The organism is Frigidibacter sp. ROC022, from assembly GCF_024723735.1.
Taxonomy (GTDB): domain Bacteria; phylum Pseudomonadota; class Alphaproteobacteria; order Rhodobacterales; family Rhodobacteraceae; genus SLM-1.
Map to the genome: position 1 here is coordinate 667648 of NZ_JANQDU010000003.1, position 14901 is coordinate 682548.

The following is a 14901-nucleotide window of genomic DNA, read 5'->3' on the forward strand; positions in this document are numbered from 1 at the left end:
GCCGGCAGGGCGGGCTCAGCCCACCAGCCAGACGATCAACGAGATACCGCCGCCGATGAAGCCCAGCCCCAGCAGGGCCGCCAGACCGTCGCCGACCAGCAGGCCGAGCGCGATCAGCACCACGGCGCTGGCGAGGATCGACGAGGTGAAGGGCAGGATTTCCAGAAACGGCATCGCGCCGCCGGCCAGGGCACAGGCGGCCAGCAGCAGGCTGCGGAAGGGCAGGCGGGTCAGCCAGGCCAGCCGCTGCGCCGTTACGCTGTCGATCCAGCCGGCGGGCCGGTCGAGCCAGGTCAGCGCCCGCAGGAACCGTTTCCGGTCCATGGTACGCCGCAAGATCCAGTCCGGCAGCCAGATATGCTGGCGGCCAAAGCTCATCTGCAGGGCGATCAGCGCGATGGACAGGCCGCAGAGCGTCGGGAGGAAGGGGATCCCCGACAGTGGCGAAACGACGATCAGCGCCGGAACCAGCAGCAGCGAGGTAAAGGACGCGGGGCCGAGCGTCTCGACCAGCTCGCGGACGCTGGCACGGGCATCGGGGCTGTCGTCGGCGTCGGCGGGGCCGGCGATGCGGCGCAGACGTCCAAGCAGCACGGCCAGCGCATGCGCGTGGCCGTCCTTGTCGATACCGCCCAGTTCGGCCTCTGCATCCATCGCCCCAAACTAGGCGCAGCAGGGCACGGTTTCCAGTCGGGGCGGGGATTTGGCGTCGCGGATGCGGCGCAGAGGGCACGCGGCCCCGGGGCCGGGCTCAGGCCTCGGCCAGGGCACCGCCGGCATCGGCGGGCGTGGCCTGCGCGGCTTCCAGCCGTTCCAGCTGCCGGTCCACCGTGCGCCCGCCCCAATCGTCGATCCAGTGCATCAGCGCCATCCGCAACGGATAGCCGCTGCGCTCCCACCGCAGGTGCAGGGCGATCCCGGTGGCGCGCTTTTCCAGCACCATGGCCATGGTCTGCTTGCCACGCTCCTGGGCGCCGAGGATCTCGTAGCTGTAACGGAACGACTTGCCGGGATTGACCTGATCGAAGCGGATCAGCTGTTCCATCATCATCCCGTTGGGAAAGCGGTGGAACAGGATCAGGGCCTGGTCGTCACCTTCGACCGGGTGGATTTCCTCGACCGTCGGGTCCCAGTAGCTGTCGGGGTGGTCGGGGTCGGGCTTGGCCGCGGTCCACAGTGCCTTGCGGCTCAACCCGGTATGGCAGGTCGCGCGTTCGACATGGGTTGGCAGCCGCAGGATACGGTCCGACCAACGACCGTACATCAGCAGATGGATCGCCGCCGCAGCCACCAGAAAGGCCACGAAAGCGGCCAGGGAATGGGTCTGGTCGTGAAAGGAGACGTTCGGAACCTGCACGATCAGCATCGCATAGAGCAGGGTCGAGATCGCCACGGTTTCCAGCGAATGGCGCCAGCCAGGGGTGATCATCAGCAGGCCGAGCGCCACCAGCCCGGCGCCGACCCCGGTGCCGATGGCGGCAAGGGCGGCGTGACGGATGCCGAACTCCATCCCGATCTCGTCCGAGAAGATCAGGAAGGCGGCCAGGGTGACGAACAGCACGAACAGCCCGATCCGGCGGCGTTCGCGGTGGATATGGCGGCGGAACCTTTGCATGGCATTCCCGACAGGACGGGTCCGACCGGGCCGGACCCTGTGGTATCAGATGCCGGGATCGTCCCGGGTGCCGTCTTGATGATCCGTCAACGTGCCGAAATCAGGGCAACTTGGGGAAATTTGGCAGGCTTCTTGCGGGCTGAATCGGACGCATTCGATACAACCTCCGGTTCTCCGCTCGCGGGCCGGGGCCGCAAAAGTTGACTTGTAAGCCAAGAAATAGCCGGGCAAACTCCCCCCAAATCAGTGGTGGACCTGGTTGAAACCGGGGGGTGAACACCCCAGATATTGTGACCAAACAGGGGAAGGCCGGGATCGCCGCGAAGCCGGGATCGGCGCCTTCCTGCCAACAAAGGATCAAGCATGTCCGAGCAGTTGAACCCATCCTATCCAGTTCTCCCCCTGCGGGAGATCGTGGTCTTTCCGCACATGATCGTGCCGCTCTTCGTCGGGCGGGACAAATCGGTGCGCGCCCTCGAAGAGGTGATGAAGGACGACAAGCAGATCCTGCTGTCGAGCCAGATCGACCACACGGTGGACGAACCCACCTCCGAGGGGATCTACAAGGTCGGCGTGCTGGCCAACGTCCTGCAGCTTCTGAAGCTGCCCGACGGCACCGTGAAGGTGCTGGTCGAAGGGCACAGTCGGGTGCGGATCACCGATTACCACGACAACCCGCGCTATTTCGAGGCGTCCTGCGTCGCGCTGACCGAGCTGCCGGGCGAACCCGATGCGGTGACGGCCCTGGTTCGCGCCGTGGCCGAGGAATTCGAACGCTACGCCAAGATCAAGAAGAACATCCCCGAAGAGGCCGTCAGCCAGGTCTCGGACACCCGCGAGCCGGCGAAGCTGGCCGATCTGGTGGCCGGGCATCTTGGGATCGAGGTCGGGCAGAAGCAGGAGCTTCTGGAAACGCTCTCGGTCGAGCAGCGGCTTGAAAAGGTCTATGGCCACATGCAGGGGGAAATGTCCGTCCTGCAGGTCGAGAAGAAGATCAAGACCCGGGTGAAGTCGCAGATGGAGCGCACCCAGCGGGAATACTATCTGAACGAACAGATGAAGGCGATCCAGCGCGAGCTGGGCGACGGCGAGGAGGGCCAGAACGAGGTCGCCGAGCTGGAAGAGAAGATCGCCAAGACCCAGTTGTCGAAGGAAGCCCGCGACAAGGCCGAGGCCGAGGTCAAGAAGCTGAAATCCATGTCGCCGATGTCGGCGGAAGCGACCGTGGTGCGGAACTACCTGGACTGGCTGCTGGCCCTGCCCTGGGGCGTGAAGAGTCGGGTCAAGAAGGACCTGACCCGGGCGCAGGCGGTGCTGGACGCCGATCACTACGGGCTGGAGAAGGTCAAGGAACGGATCGTCGAATATCTTGCCGTGCAGCAACGCTCGCGCAAGCTGAAGGGGCCGATCATGTGTCTGGTCGGGCCTCCGGGCGTGGGCAAGACCTCGCTGGGCAAATCCGTGGCCCGCGCGACGGGACGCGAGTTCATCCGCATCAGCCTGGGCGGCGTCCGGGACGAAAGCGAGATTCGGGGCCACCGGCGGACCTATATCGGTTCGATGCCCGGCAAGATCATCCAGGCGCTGAAGAAGGCGAAGACCACCAACCCGCTGATCCTGCTCGATGAAATCGACAAGATGGGGCAGGATTTCCGGGGTGACCCGGCCAGCGCGATGCTGGAGGTGCTCGACCCGGAACAGAATGCCACCTTCGCCGACCACTATCTCGAGGTGGAATACGACCTGTCGAACGTGATGTTCATCACCACGGCGAACTCCTACAACATGCCGGGGCCGCTGCTGGACCGGATGGAGATCATTCCGTTGGCCGGCTACACCGAGGACGAGAAGTCCGAGATCGCCAAGCAGCATCTGATCGCCAAGCAGATCAAGAACCACGGTCTGCGCAAGGACGAGTTCAAGGTGACCGACGAGGCGCTGCTCGAGATCATCCGCACCTATACCCGCGAGGCCGGGGTGCGGAACCTGGAGCGCGAACTGGCCAAGCTGGCCCGCAAGGCGGTGACCAAGATCGTCCGCGGCACCGAGAAGCAGGTGGTGGTGACGCCCGACGTGCTGGAAAGCTACCTGGGCGTGCCGCGCTATCGCTACGGCCTGGCCGAGAAGGAGGACCAGATCGGCGTCGTGACCGGGCTGGCCTGGACCAGCGTCGGCGGTGATCTGCTGCAGATCGAGGCGCTGCGCTTGCCCGGCAAGGGCCGGATGAAGACCACCGGCAAGCTGGGCGACGTGATGAAGGAAAGCATCGACGCGGCGGCCAGCTATGTCCGCTCGATCAGTGCCAAGATCGGGGTCAAGCCGCCGATGTTCGAGACGATGGACATCCACGTCCACGTTCCCGACGGCGCGACGCCAAAGGACGGCCCCTCGGCCGGTCTGGCGATGGTGACCTCGATCGTCTCGGTGCTGACCCAGATACCGGTCCGCAAGGACATCGCGATGACGGGCGAGGTCTCGCTGCGCGGCAACGCGATGGCGATCGGCGGGCTGAAGGAGAAACTTCTGGCCGCCCTGCGGGGCGGCATCAAGACGGTGCTGATTCCGGAGGAGAACGAGAAGGACCTGGCCGAGATCCCCGACAACGTGAAGGCGGGGCTGGAGATCATTCCGGTCAGCCATGTCTCGGAAGTGCTGCGCCTGGCGCTGGTGCGCGAGCCCGAGCCGGTGGACTGGGATGAGGCCGCCGAGGAAGCTGCGGCGCTGGCCCGGCTTTCCGGCAAGGAGGCCCCGGGCGCCGTCGCCCACTGAACGGCCACGAAAGACGAACGCCCACCGCCGGCCAGATGCATCGGCGGTGGGAGATTTTTTTGCATCAAGCCGGAAATAGCTTTGGCCTGCATGGGTAATTTACCGGATCTGGGCTAGATTGGTGCCGGAGCAACCAGGTTGGACCCAAAAATGGCCAGAAGACCGGATATGAAGACCGCCGCTGAAGCCTCTGAAATCATTACTGAAACCGGCGGTGGCGCCAAGGTTGCCTCGGGCAACAATGCCACGATCTATCGCAAGAAAGAGCTTGTGGATGCCGTGGTCGCCTCTTCGGGGCTCAAGAAGAAGACCGTCAAGCCGGTGGTCGATGCGGTGCTGGCCGAGATCGGCGTGGCGCTCAGCCGCGGCGATGCGCTGAACATGCCGCCTCTGGGCAAGCTGCTGGTGAACCGCACCAAGGACGGCCCCGCGTCCGAGGTCCTGATCCTGAAGCTGCGCCGCGTGAAGCCGGGGGCCCGTGCCCGGGCGCTTGCCGGGGCGCCGCAGGCCGATGCCTCGGGCGAGGATGACGCCGGCGGTGACGACGACACGGCGACGGCCGCCGAATAGGCTGCGGCGACGCTGACGGTCACCGGACGCCGGGAGCACGGCACGGGTCGGAAGAATGTGAATCAGAGAAACCGGCGACTGCTGATCGCCGTCGCCGGTGTCTGTTCAGGTCGGGCCGCGGGACCGGAGAACTGCCGGAATCCTCGATCACCACCGGGGCCAGTCCGCCGGCATTGACCATGCCGACACAGGCGGTCAGCGCGAGGGCAGGAACTGCCTTCTTCACCGGAGTCGTTCCCGGACCGGTCTGGTTCACCAAGCCAAACAGCCCCGACGCCGGTCGGTGGCGTCAGGGGAACCTTGCCGGCGTTGCGTCCTTGCAGTCCTGCTCGACTGTTATTCGATTATCGCGCCGCCGTCCGAGGACGAGGCAGCGGCGGCGATCAGCAGCAGAAGCATCAGCGGCACGATGATTCCGGCGGCCGAGGAACTGGCGGCATCTTCGATGACCACTTCTTCTTCAACCACGACCGGGGCGATGCCGCCGGCATTGGCCATGCCGACACCGGCGGTGGCGGTCAGCGCAAGGGCGAGTACTGATTTCTTCATGTGAAGCTCCTTAAGAAAATTGTCTCACGAGCATCGACCGTCCGGGTCCCGCCCGTCAAGCCTGGAATCCCCGCAATGCATGCAGCAACGGATGCTGTGCCCGAACAGGCGCAGCAGGGCAGGGTGCGCTACGGCGGCGAACGCCAGAGGGGCGCTAGGAAACAGGGCCGAACCTTGCGGTCCGGCCTCGGATCAGAAGACTTTCGGCGTGGGATAGGCGCTGCCGCTGGACGAGGATGCCGCCGCGGCGATCAGCAGCAGAAGCATCAGCGGCACGATGATTCCGGCGGCCGAAGAACTGCTGGCATCTTCGATCACGACGGCTTCCTCGACGACGACCGGGGCGATGCCGCCGGCATTGGCCATGCCGGCACCGGCGGTCATAGCGAGGGCAAGAACTGTCTTCTTCATGGGGAACTCCTAGAAAAAATTATCTCGTGACCATTGGCGGGCGAAGCCGACCCGTCAAGTCCGCTATTCGGATCGCGGTCATATCCTCGGGAACTGTGCCCGAACGGGCGCGGCGGCGGCAAACGCGTACGGGCGCCACGAAACCGGGCGCCCGTTCGGCTGAAATCTGCTCTCGAACCGGGACCAGGCCGAATCTCGTGGCCCGGTGTCCTGATCAGGGGGTCGCGGTGCCGCCGCTGGACGAGGACGCCGCTGCGGCGATCAGCAGCAGAAGCATCAGCGGCACGATGATTCCGGCGGCCGAGGAACTGCTGGCGTCCTCGATCACGACGGCTTCTTCGACGACGACCGGGGCGATGCCGCCGGCATTGGCCATGCCGACACCGGCGGTGGCGGTCATCGCGAGGGCAAGAACTGTCTTCTTCATCAGGAACTCCTAGAGAAAATCATCTCGTGACCATTGGGGCGGCGAATCCGGCCCGTCAAGTCCGCTGTGCGAATCTTGGCCATATCCTCGGGAACTGTGCTCGAACGGGCGCAGCGGCGGCAAACTCGAACGGGCGCCACGAAACCGGGCGCCCGTTCGGCTGAAATCTGCTCTCGAACCGGGACCAGGCCAAATCTCGTGACCCGGTGTCCGGATCAGACGGGGGGCGTGGAGCCGCCGCTGGACGAGGATGCGGCCGCAGCGATCAGCAGCAGAAGCATCAGCGGCACGATGATGCCGGCGGCCGAGGTACTAGCGGCATCTTCGATAACCACTTCTTCTTCAACCACGACCGGGGCCAGTCCACCGGCATTGGCCATGCCCACACCGGCGGTGGCGGCCAGCGCAAGGGCAAGAATCGTCTTCTTCATCGGAATCCCCTTGAAACCGGTCCGGTCCGCAAAGCCCAGCACGCCGGTCGATGGCGTCAGGCGACCCCCGCTGGCCTTGCGTCTCTTCGGTCCTAGTCGATCAGTGGCGCTCCACCGTCCGAGGACGAGGCCGCGGCGGCGATCAGCAGCAGAAGCATCAGCGGCACGATGATGCCGACGGCCGAGGAACTGGCGGCGTCTTCGATCACCACTTCTTCTTCGACCACGACCGGGGCGATGCCGCCGGCATTGGCCATGCCGACACCGGCGGTGGAGGCCAGCGCAAGGGCAAGAATCGTCTTCTTCATCGGAATCTCCATGGAAATGACACGACTCACCATGCGGAATGCCCCTGCGTCGGTCAATAGCGGTGTCAACGCTCCGCATCTCTTGCGCAGGGCCGCCGGCGCCGTGGCGCGGGCGGCGATGCCCGTCTTCAGGAGTCTTCCCCGGTACGATCCGGCCGCGATACCGGCATCTGCACCAATGCGTTCGCCTCGGGCTGCAGATCTGTTGCAGCCCCTCTTGCGAAGCCGCGAGGCTGCCGCTAGAACGCCGCAGGTTCGGGTGATTAGCTCAGTGGTAGAGCGCATCGTTCACATCGATGATGTCGGGGGTTCAAATCCCTCATCACCCACCATCCCTTTCCTTGTCCGACCCGGAGACGCGGCTCACGCCCTTGCCCTGATGGGGGGCGGTCGTTCACAACCTTCCTTGCCCGGGGCCGCGTATCCAGGGTCTTGGTGCATCAAGCGTTGTTGCGATGCTTTCCTGACGGTGCATGGCCGTCGGTCGCAGAGGGGCACCGAGGCCGGTGGCTGTCCTCAGTCGTGCCGGATCACCAGGGTGCGGAGGGTCGAGAATTCCAGCAGCGCCTCGAATCCCTTCTCGCGGCCGTGGCCGGATTTCTTCATCCCGCCGAAGGGCAGCTCGATCCCGCCGCCGGCGCCGTAGCAGTTGACGAAGACCTGGCCGACCTGCATCGCCCGCGCCACCCGCAGTGCCCGGGCACCGTCGGCGGTCCAGACCCCGGCGGTCAGCCCGTAGGGGGTGGCATTGGCCAGGGCGATGGCGTCGGCCTCGTCCTCGAAGGGGATCACCGCCAGCACCGGGCCGAAGATCTCCTCGACCGCCAGCGGGTTGTCGCGCGGCACCGGGCCGATCATCTGAGGTTCGACGAAATAGCCCGTCTCGGACAGCCCATCCGACATCCGGCCGCGGGCGATCACCGGCAGTCCGTCGGCGGCGGCGCGGGCCTGATAGCCCTCGACCCGGGCCTTCTGGCGCGGGTTGATCACCGGGCCGAGCTGGCCCTCCATCCCGGGCATCACCACCCGGACCCCGGCGAATGCCTCGGCCACCAGTGGCAGGATGCGCTCCATCGCCGCGCGCTCGATCAGCAGCCGCGAGCCGGCAGAGCAGGTCTGCCCGGCGTGCTGGGTGATGGCGGCGATCACGGTGGGCACCAGCCGTGCCGGATCGGCATCGGCAAAGACGATCTGCGCAGACTTCCCGCCCAGTTCCAGCGTGCAGCCGATGTGGTTCCGCGCCGCCGCGGTCTGGATCGCGATGCCGGTCTCGGACGAGCCGATGAAGGAGATGAAATCGATCCCCGGATGGCCCGAAAGCGCCGCCCCGGCCTCGCGGCCCAGCCCGGTCACCATGTTGATCGCGCCTGCGGGGAAGCCGGCCTCGATCATCAGGTCGGCCATCCGCAGCGGGGTCAGGCAGGCGTCCTCGGCCGGTTTCATCACCACCGCGTTGCCCATCGCCAGCGCCGGGCCGACCGAGCGCGGGAACATCTGCGCCGGGTAGTTCCAGGGGATGATATGCGCGGTGACGCCATGCGGCACCCGTTCGGTCGCGGCCAGATGGCCGTTCAGGAAGGGAATGGTCTCGCCATGCACCTTGTCGGCGGCGCCGGCGTAATACTCGAAATAGCGGGCGCAGGCGATCAGGTCGGCGCGGGCCTGGGCGATCGGCTTGCCGGTGTCGCGGGCCTCCAGCGCCGCCAGTTCCTCGGCATGGTCCTGCACCGCCTCGACCATGCGGCCCAGAAGCCGGCCACGCTCGACCGCCGTCAACTGGCCCCAGTCGCCCGACAGCGCGGCGCGGGCAGAGGCGACGGCCCGATCGACATCGGCCTCGGTGCCGGCAGCGATCCGGGCAAACACGGCGCCCTCGGCGGGCGCCACGACATCGAGCCACCCGGCACCGGAGGGCGGCTGCCAGTTGCCGTCGATCAGCAGTCCGGTCACATGGTCGGGGAGAGTTGCTGTGCGCATGTTGATGGCCTTTTCTTCGCGTTTAGAACCTTGGCCGGGGGACTGCCAAGGGGGAATGCGGTGCACGGCTTTTGGGGGCGCCCAAAATTTGGGCAGAAGAGCGCGTGTTGCAAGAAATGACGCGACGAAGCGCATCAGACTCTATGGCAATCCATAGAATTTCCTTATGGTTGTGACTCCTACCGGGAGCCCCAGAGTGAATTTCAAGCAGATCGAGGCCTTCTACTGGCTGACGCAGTTGCAAAGCTACCAAAGGGTTGCCGATCACCTGCATCTGACACAGCCGGCGGTCTCGTCCCGGATCTCGGGGCTTGAGGCGCAGGTGGGGGGACCGCTGGTCGATCGGTCCTCGCCAGGCTTCGTGCTGACCGAACGGGGCCATCAGGTGGCCGGGTTTGCCGAGATGTTCGTCAATCTGCGCGAGGCGATGGTTGCCCGGCTGGAAGAGCCGCGCGAGCGGCGCTACGCGATCGGGATGGTCGGCAATGTCGCCCTCACCTGGGGGGTGACGCTGCGCGAGAAGATCGCCGCCTGGGACCCGGACCTGATCGTCGATGTGATCTCGGGCTCGAATGTCGATCTGCAACGCCGGCTGAACTCCGGGGTGCTGGACATGGTCTTCGGCACCGACGATGTCTCGCTGCCGCATATCCCGCACAGCTTCTCGGTCAAATATACCGTCGGCTGGGCGGTCCGGCCGGAGCTGGTGGGCGACATTTCGCGCCCCTGGACGCCCGAGGAACTGCGCTCCCTGCCATTGATCCTCTATCCCCGCAGTTCGCCCTTCTTTCCCCGCGTCGCCGAGTTGCTGGACGAGACCCAGACCCTGACCGGGGCGCGCTGCATCGGCAATTCGGCCTCGATGATCTGCGACATGGTTCGCTGCGGCTACGGGGCGGCGGCGCTGGCGCTGTCGGGCCTGGAGCGCGAGTTGCAGGAGGGCTCGGTGGTCGAGATTCCCACCACCGCGCCGCTGGCCCCGCTGGACATCCGCTGCGCCCATCTCAACCGGGCCCGCAAGGCACAGACCGAGGCGATCTATGCCTTTGCGCGTGAAGCGGCCGAGCAGTGGTGCGCCGAGCATCCCGCCTACATGCGGTTCGACGAGGAATAGTCGGCAAGGCGCCACGGGGAGAGAGCGCGGCGCCTTGCCCCCCCGATTCAGTCTTCGGGGAACCCCTTGGCGACATGGTCGCGGATCAACCCGGCGCCGATCGCCACCAGCCGTTCGGCCAGGACCTTGCCGGTCTCGGCCTTGCTGTAGGCCGGGTCGCCACCCCAGACGCCATGCGGGGCGGCTTCCAGCGCCTCGACAGGGGCCTGGATCTTGGCGCCGGCGTATTTGATCGCGTTGATCCCGCCGACCTCGGCGCCGCGGATCGTGCCGCCCGTGGAGGGCGCCTGGCGCAGGTCGGGCCGCAGAATCTGCGGATAGTAATGCAGTCCGATCGAGGTCAGCGGATCACCGCCATGCCCCGAGACCTTGGCCGCCTCCTCGGGGCCGAGTATCTCTTTCAGCAACTCGTAGCTGATCTGCCAGAGATACATCGCCGGCGCGAAAATCCCGGCCTTGCGGCGCCAGCGCATCGTGACCTCGGTCAACGCGGTGACATTGCCGCCATGGCCGTTGATGATCAGTATCTTCTTCAGCCCGTGCCGGGTCAGGCAGGCGAACATGTCGTCGAGCAGGGCGACCAGCGTCGATTGCGACATCGCGATGCCGCCATGGGTCGAGCCGAAGTAATCGGCGCCGCCGAAGGGGATCGGCGGGGTGACGAAGGTGGGCACGCCCATGCCGCGGGCGGCCCGGGCGATGTCGAGCGCCACGCATTCGGCGGCCAGGTAGTCGCCCATCGGCGCATGGGTGCCCTGATCCTCCATCGAGCCCATCGGCAGCACCACCACCGCCTCTTCGGTGAGAAAACGGCGCGACTCCTCGCTGGTCAGTTCGGCGATCTTGAGTTTTTCGGTCTTGAGAGCTTCGGTGGTCATGTCAGGCCTCTGTCAGGAAAGGATGTCGTCTCGGATGCAGGCCGTCAGTTGGCCTTCTCCGGCCGGGCGCAGGGCCGGGACGGCCTGGGCGCATTCGGGCAACGCATAGGGGCAACGGGTGCGGAAGACGCAGCCCGAAGGCGGGTTCATCGGGCTGGGGATCTCGCCGGTCAGCCTGATCCGCGCCTGCCGCGGGGCCAGGCTGGGTTCGGCCGAGACCAGCGCCGCCGTGTAGGGGTGGCGCGGGGCGAAATGAATCCGGTCTGCCGGGCCGAGTTCCATCACCCGGCCCAGATAGAGCACCATCACCCGGTCCGAGATGAAGCGGACCACCGACAGGTCATGGCTGATGAACAGGATCGAGATGCCGGTGCGGGCGCGAAGATCGGCCAGCAGGTTGAGTATCTGGGCCTGGATCGACACGTCGAGCGCCGAAACGGCTTCGTCCGCGACGATGAAACGTGGTTCGACCGCCAGCGCCCGCGCAATGCCGATCCGCTGCCGCTGGCCGCCCGAGAACTCGTGCGGCCGCCGGTCGAGCGCCTGCGGCGAGAGGCCGACCATCTGGACCAGCTCGTTCAGCCGGGGTGTCCGGCGCTGGCCGGTATGCAGCCCGTGGGTATCCAGCGCCTCGGCCAGCGCCGCCCGCACCGTCTTGCGCGGGTCGAGACTGGCATAGGGGTCCTGGAAGATGATCTGCATGTCCTTGCGGGCGGCGCGCAGCTCTTCGGTGCTCAGCGCCCGCAGGTCGCGGCCGTCGAAGCGGATCGAGCCGGTCTCGGGCTCGATCAGTCGCAGCACCGCCTTGCCGATCGTCGATTTGCCCGAGCCGCTTTCGCCGACGAGGCCCAGAACCTCGCCCGGTGCGATGCTCAGCGAGACCCCGGCCAGCGCCTGCATGGTCCGGCGCCGGAACAGGCCGCGGCGGCCGACCGGATAGGCCTTGGAGAGATCGCTGACTTCCAGGAGTGCGGTCATGCTCCGGCCTCGCGTTCTTGCGGCTGATCGGCGCCGGGGGCGAAGAAGCACCGGGCGGCACGGGTGCCGGTGGGATAGAGTTCGGGACGTGACTCGGCGCAGCAGGGCCGGGCCTGCGGGCAGCGGTCGCGGAAGGCGCAGCCCGAGGGCCGGGCCTCGGGGCGGGCAGGGGTGCCGGCGATCGCCGCCAGCCGGTCGCCGCGCGAGGAATGCAGGTCCTCATGCGCCGAGGGCATGCTGTCGAGCAGCGCCCGGGTGTAGGGATGGTGCGGGGTCGCCAAGACCTCGGCGGCGGGACCCTGCTCGACCACTTCGCCGGCATACATCACCGCGATCTGGTCGGCGATCTCGGCGACGATGCCCAGGTTGTGGCTGATGAAGAGCAGGCTCATTCCCGCCGCATATTCCTGGCGCAGGCGTTGCAGCAGCTCGACGATCTCGGCCTGGATGGTGACGTCCAGCGCCGTCGTCGGCTCGTCCGCGATCATCAGCTTCGGCTCGCCCGACAGCGCCATGGCGATCATCACGCGTTGCCGCATCCCGCCCGACAACTCGTGCGGATAGCTGTCGATCCGGCGCCCGGCCTCGGGGATGCCGACGAGATCGAGAAGCTCGACGGCGCGGGCCCGGGCCTCTTCGGCCGAGATCGCCTTGTGGGCGCGGATCGCCTCGATCATCTGGGCGCCGATCCGGTGGATCGGGTTCAGCGAGGTCATCGGCTCCTGGAAGATCATCGCCACATCGTTGCCGCGCAGGTCCTCGGTCTCGCGCTCGCCCAGGGTGGCCAGATCGACGGTGCCGCCCGTCTTGCGGTGGATCAGGATGCGCCCGCCGGCGGGCCGGATCGCCGAGGGCAGCAGTCCCATCAGCGCCAGCGAGGTCAGGGACTTGCCCGAGCCGCTTTCGCCGACCAGTGCGGTGCATTCGTTCTGCCGCAGGGTCAGCGTGACGCCGTCGATCAGCGCCAGCGGGCCTTCGGGGCGGGGCAGGGCCAGCCGCAGGTCCTTCACCTGGGCAACCACATCGGCGTCGAGTATCTGCGCCGGTCCGGCGGCCGCGGCGGCGGCATCCGCCCGGGCCTTGGCTATCTCGTCCTTGCCGGCGCTCTCGCCATGTTTCGGGTCCAGCGTGTCGCGCAGCCGGTCGCAGAAGAAGTTGATCGACCAGATGGTCAGCGTCAGCGCCGCGCATGGAACCAGGATGCCGGTGGGGTCCTGGTTCATGAACGCGCGGGCGCCGCGGATCATCTGGCCCCAGGACGGGGCCGGGGGCACGACGCCGAGGCCGAGGAAGGACAACCCGCTTTCGATCGTGATCGAGGCGGCGGCGGTCAGCGAGAACTGCACCGAGATCGGGCCCAGAATGTTCGGCAGCACGGTGCGCAGCACGATCCGGCGCGGCGCCGCGCCCAGGGCACGGGCGGCCTCGACGAAATCCAGCGCCGCGACGCGCAGCGCCTCGGAAAAGGCGATCCGGGCGAAGGCCGGGAAATAGAGCACCGAGAGCACCGCCACCAGGGTGGTGACACCGGGGCCGAACAGGGTCACGACCAGCAGCGCCAGCAGGATCGGCGGGAAGCAGAGCACGACATCGGACAGCCGCATGGTGACGAATTCGAACGGGCCGCGGAAATAGGCGCCGATCAGGCCGAAGAGCGTGCCGACGACACAGGCGATGACCGAGGCGAGGAAGGCCACGGTCAGCGAGACCCGACCGCCGTAGAGAACCCGGGCCAGCCGGTCGCGGCCGAACTCGTCCTGGCCCAGCCAGTGCGACCAGCTGGGCAGCGCCATCCGGTCCTTCACCGAGATCGAGATCGGATCGGCCGACATGATCATCGGCCCGAACACCAGGGTCATGACCAGCGCCAGGAGGATCAGGCTGGGCAGGCGCATCGGCTTGGGCAGGGACAGGCTCATGTCAGCCGGATCCGCGGATCGAGCAGGGAATAGGCGACCTCGACGAGGAAGTTGATCGCGATGAAGATCGCCGCGACGGTCAGGATCACGGCCCGGACCGAGGGATAGTCGCGCTGCTGCACCGAAGAGACGAGAAAGCCCGACAGCCCCGGCCAGTTGTAGACGAACTCGACCAGCACGGTAGAGCCCAGCAGGATGCCCAGTTGCAGGCCGACCACGGTGATCACCGGGCCGAGCGCGTTGCGCAGGATGTGCCGGCGCACTACCTGGCGGCGGCGCAGGCCCTTGGCGATGCCGGTGCGCACCCAGTCATGGGCGCGCATCTCGAGCACGCTGGCCCGGGTCATCCGGAAGATGATCGTCATCAGGTGCAGCGCCACGGTGACGGTCGGCAGGATCAGCATCTGCACATGCATCCATGGGTCCTGGGCAAAGGCGACATAGCCGCCGGCGGGCAGGATGCGCAGCACCTGGGCGAAGAGATAGATGAACAGCGTGCCCGAGACGAAGCCGGGGATCGAGGTGAACAGCGCGTTTACCGCCGAGGCGGCGCGGTCAAAGCGTTTCCCGGCATTCAGACCCGCATAGGTGCCGGCCGGGATCGCCAGCGCCAGCGCCACGACCATCGAGACCGCGATCAGCTCCAGCGTCCGGGGCAGGCGCAGGGCAATGGTTTCGGAAATCGGGGTGCCGTCGATCAGCGAGTCGCCGAAGTCGAACCGCGCCGTATCGGCGAGGAAGCTGACATATTGCTCGGCGACGGGCCGATCGAGGCCCATCTTCTTGCGCAGGTTCTCCACCGCATCGGTGCTGGCATCGGCACCGCCGGTGGTCAGCAGAAGTTCGGCGGGATCGCCGGGGACGATCAGCAGGACCGAGAACACGATCGTGCCGACCACCCAAAGCATCACCAGCGCCGTCGTGAGACGGCGGAGAACATAGCTTGTCATCGGTC

The 14901-nt window shown here is 66.7% G+C and carries 15 protein-coding genes and 1 tRNA gene; 4 read left to right on the forward strand and 12 right to left on the reverse strand.

The genetic code is table 11. The features are described from left to right. Window positions 1-15: 15 nt before the first annotated feature. Complete coding sequence (locus NUW50_RS15030; RefSeq protein WP_258289950.1) at window positions 16-654, reverse strand: exopolysaccharide biosynthesis protein; 639 nt, start codon at window positions 652-654, stop codon at window positions 16-18. A gap of 97 nt (window positions 655-751) precedes the next feature. Beyond that, complete coding sequence (locus tag NUW50_RS15035) at window positions 752-1615, reverse strand: hypothetical protein (protein WP_258289951.1); 864 nt, start codon at window positions 1613-1615, stop codon at window positions 752-754. Window positions 1616-1978: 363 nt separating this feature from the next. Here NUW50_RS15035 and lon point away from each other — a divergent pair, with 363 nt between their 5' ends. Further along, on the forward strand, window positions 1979-4384 hold the full coding sequence (gene lon, locus NUW50_RS15040) for an endopeptidase La (RefSeq protein WP_258289952.1): 2406 nt from the start codon (window positions 1979-1981) through the stop codon (window positions 4382-4384). Window positions 4385-4552: 168 nt separating this feature from the next. Further along, complete coding sequence (locus NUW50_RS15045; protein WP_258289953.1) at window positions 4553-4954, forward strand: HU family DNA-binding protein; 402 nt, start codon at window positions 4553-4555, stop codon at window positions 4952-4954. 336 nt (window positions 4955-5290) lie between these two features. On the opposite strand, the gene NUW50_RS15050 is transcribed toward NUW50_RS15045, so the two are convergent. The 5 genes from NUW50_RS15050 to NUW50_RS15070 form a co-directional block, all read right to left on the reverse strand. Further along, window positions 5291-5503: a hypothetical protein gene (locus NUW50_RS15050; protein WP_258289954.1), complete on the reverse strand. Its 213-nt coding sequence runs from the start codon at window positions 5501-5503 to the stop codon at window positions 5291-5293. A 192-nt stretch (window positions 5504-5695) separates the two neighbouring features. Continuing rightward, complete coding sequence (locus NUW50_RS15055; protein WP_258289955.1) at window positions 5696-5914, reverse strand: hypothetical protein; 219 nt, start codon at window positions 5912-5914, stop codon at window positions 5696-5698. A 214-nt stretch (window positions 5915-6128) separates the two neighbouring features. After that, window positions 6129-6341, reverse strand: coding sequence for a ferrochelatase (locus tag NUW50_RS15060; protein ID WP_258289956.1), 213 nt, complete (start codon window positions 6339-6341; stop codon window positions 6129-6131). Window positions 6342-6556: 215 nt separating this feature from the next. After that, window positions 6557-6772 (reverse strand): hypothetical protein, encoded by a 216-nt coding sequence (locus NUW50_RS15065; protein WP_258289957.1) that lies wholly within the window; start codon window positions 6770-6772, stop codon window positions 6557-6559. Window positions 6773-6864: 92 nt separating this feature from the next. After that, the gene (locus NUW50_RS15070; RefSeq protein ID WP_258289958.1) at window positions 6865-7080 is read right to left on the reverse strand and encodes a hypothetical protein; all 216 of its coding nucleotides are present in this window, start codon (window positions 7078-7080) and stop codon (window positions 6865-6867) included. 257 nt (window positions 7081-7337) lie between these two features. Here NUW50_RS15070 and NUW50_RS15075 point away from each other — a divergent pair. After that, a tRNA-Val gene (locus tag NUW50_RS15075) sits at window positions 7338-7412 on the forward strand. Window positions 7413-7596: 184 nt separating this feature from the next. Here NUW50_RS15075 and NUW50_RS15080 read toward each other — a convergent pair. After that, window positions 7597-9057 carry an aldehyde dehydrogenase family protein gene (locus tag NUW50_RS15080; protein WP_258289959.1) on the reverse strand — a complete coding sequence of 487 codons (1461 nt, stop codon included), beginning with the start codon at window positions 9055-9057 and terminating at the stop codon, window positions 7597-7599. A gap of 196 nt (window positions 9058-9253) precedes the next feature. Here NUW50_RS15080 and NUW50_RS15085 point away from each other — a divergent pair, with 196 nt between their 5' ends. Continuing rightward, window positions 9254-10171 carry a LysR family transcriptional regulator gene (locus NUW50_RS15085; protein ID WP_258289960.1) on the forward strand — a complete coding sequence of 306 codons (918 nt, stop codon included), beginning with the start codon at window positions 9254-9256 and terminating at the stop codon, window positions 10169-10171. Between the two features lie 47 nt (window positions 10172-10218). Here the strand turns inward: NUW50_RS15085 and NUW50_RS15090 are convergent, their stop codons facing one another. Genes NUW50_RS15090 through NUW50_RS15105 form a run of 4 tightly spaced genes read right to left on the reverse strand, consistent with a single transcriptional unit; the run spans window position 10219 to window position 14896 of the window. After that, entirely contained in the window at window positions 10219-11049 is an 831-nt protein-coding gene (locus NUW50_RS15090) for a creatininase family protein (protein WP_258289961.1), read from the reverse strand. A gap of 12 nt (window positions 11050-11061) precedes the next feature. Beyond that, on the reverse strand, window positions 11062-12027 hold the full coding sequence (locus NUW50_RS15095; RefSeq protein ID WP_258289962.1) for an ABC transporter ATP-binding protein: 966 nt from the start codon (window positions 12025-12027) through the stop codon (window positions 11062-11064). Beyond that, window positions 12024-13946: a dipeptide/oligopeptide/nickel ABC transporter permease/ATP-binding protein gene (locus tag NUW50_RS15100; protein WP_258289963.1), complete on the reverse strand. Its 1923-nt coding sequence runs from the start codon at window positions 13944-13946 to the stop codon at window positions 12024-12026. Before NUW50_RS15100 ends, NUW50_RS15095 begins: the two co-directional genes overlap by 4 nt. Next, window positions 13943-14896 (reverse strand): ABC transporter permease, encoded by a 954-nt coding sequence (locus NUW50_RS15105; protein ID WP_258289964.1) that lies wholly within the window; start codon window positions 14894-14896, stop codon window positions 13943-13945. Before NUW50_RS15105 ends, NUW50_RS15100 begins: the two co-directional genes overlap by 4 nt. Between the last annotated feature and the right edge of the window lie 5 nt (window positions 14897-14901).

Bases quoted from the DNA above. Each gene is read 5' to 3' on its own strand.
- NUW50_RS15095 (WP_258289962.1), bottom strand. From the start codon at position 12,027: ATGACCGCACTCCTGGAAGTCAGCGATCTCTCCAAGGCCTATCCGGTC.
- NUW50_RS15100 (WP_258289963.1), bottom strand. From the start codon at position 13,946: ATGAGCCTGTCCCTGCCCAAGCCGATGCGCCTGCCCAGCCTGATCCTC.
- NUW50_RS15070 (WP_258289958.1), bottom strand. From the start codon at position 7,080: ATGAAGAAGACGATTCTTGCCCTTGCGCTGGCCTCCACCGCCGGTGTC.
- NUW50_RS15090 (WP_258289961.1), bottom strand. From the start codon at position 11,049: ATGACCACCGAAGCTCTCAAGACCGAAAAACTCAAGATCGCCGAACTG.
- NUW50_RS15060 (WP_258289956.1), bottom strand. From the start codon at position 6,341: ATGAAGAAGACAGTTCTTGCCCTCGCGATGACCGCCACCGCCGGTGTC.
- NUW50_RS15050 (WP_258289954.1), bottom strand. From the start codon at position 5,503: ATGAAGAAATCAGTACTCGCCCTTGCGCTGACCGCCACCGCCGGTGTC.
- lon (WP_258289952.1), top strand. From the start codon at position 1,979: ATGTCCGAGCAGTTGAACCCATCCTATCCAGTTCTCCCCCTGCGGGAG.
- NUW50_RS15080 (WP_258289959.1), bottom strand. From the start codon at position 9,057: ATGCGCACAGCAACTCTCCCCGACCATGTGACCGGACTGCTGATCGAC.
- NUW50_RS15105 (WP_258289964.1), bottom strand. From the start codon at position 14,896: ATGACAAGCTATGTTCTCCGCCGTCTCACGACGGCGCTGGTGATGCTT.
- NUW50_RS15045 (WP_258289953.1), top strand. From the start codon at position 4,553: ATGAAGACCGCCGCTGAAGCCTCTGAAATCATTACTGAAACCGGCGGT.
- NUW50_RS15030 (WP_258289950.1), bottom strand. From the start codon at position 654: ATGGATGCAGAGGCCGAACTGGGCGGTATCGACAAGGACGGCCACGCG.
- NUW50_RS15055 (WP_258289955.1), bottom strand. From the start codon at position 5,914: ATGAAGAAGACAGTTCTTGCCCTCGCTATGACCGCCGGTGCCGGCATG.
- NUW50_RS15065 (WP_258289957.1), bottom strand. From the start codon at position 6,772: ATGAAGAAGACGATTCTTGCCCTTGCGCTGGCCGCCACCGCCGGTGTG.
- NUW50_RS15035 (WP_258289951.1), bottom strand. From the start codon at position 1,615: ATGCAAAGGTTCCGCCGCCATATCCACCGCGAACGCCGCCGGATCGGG.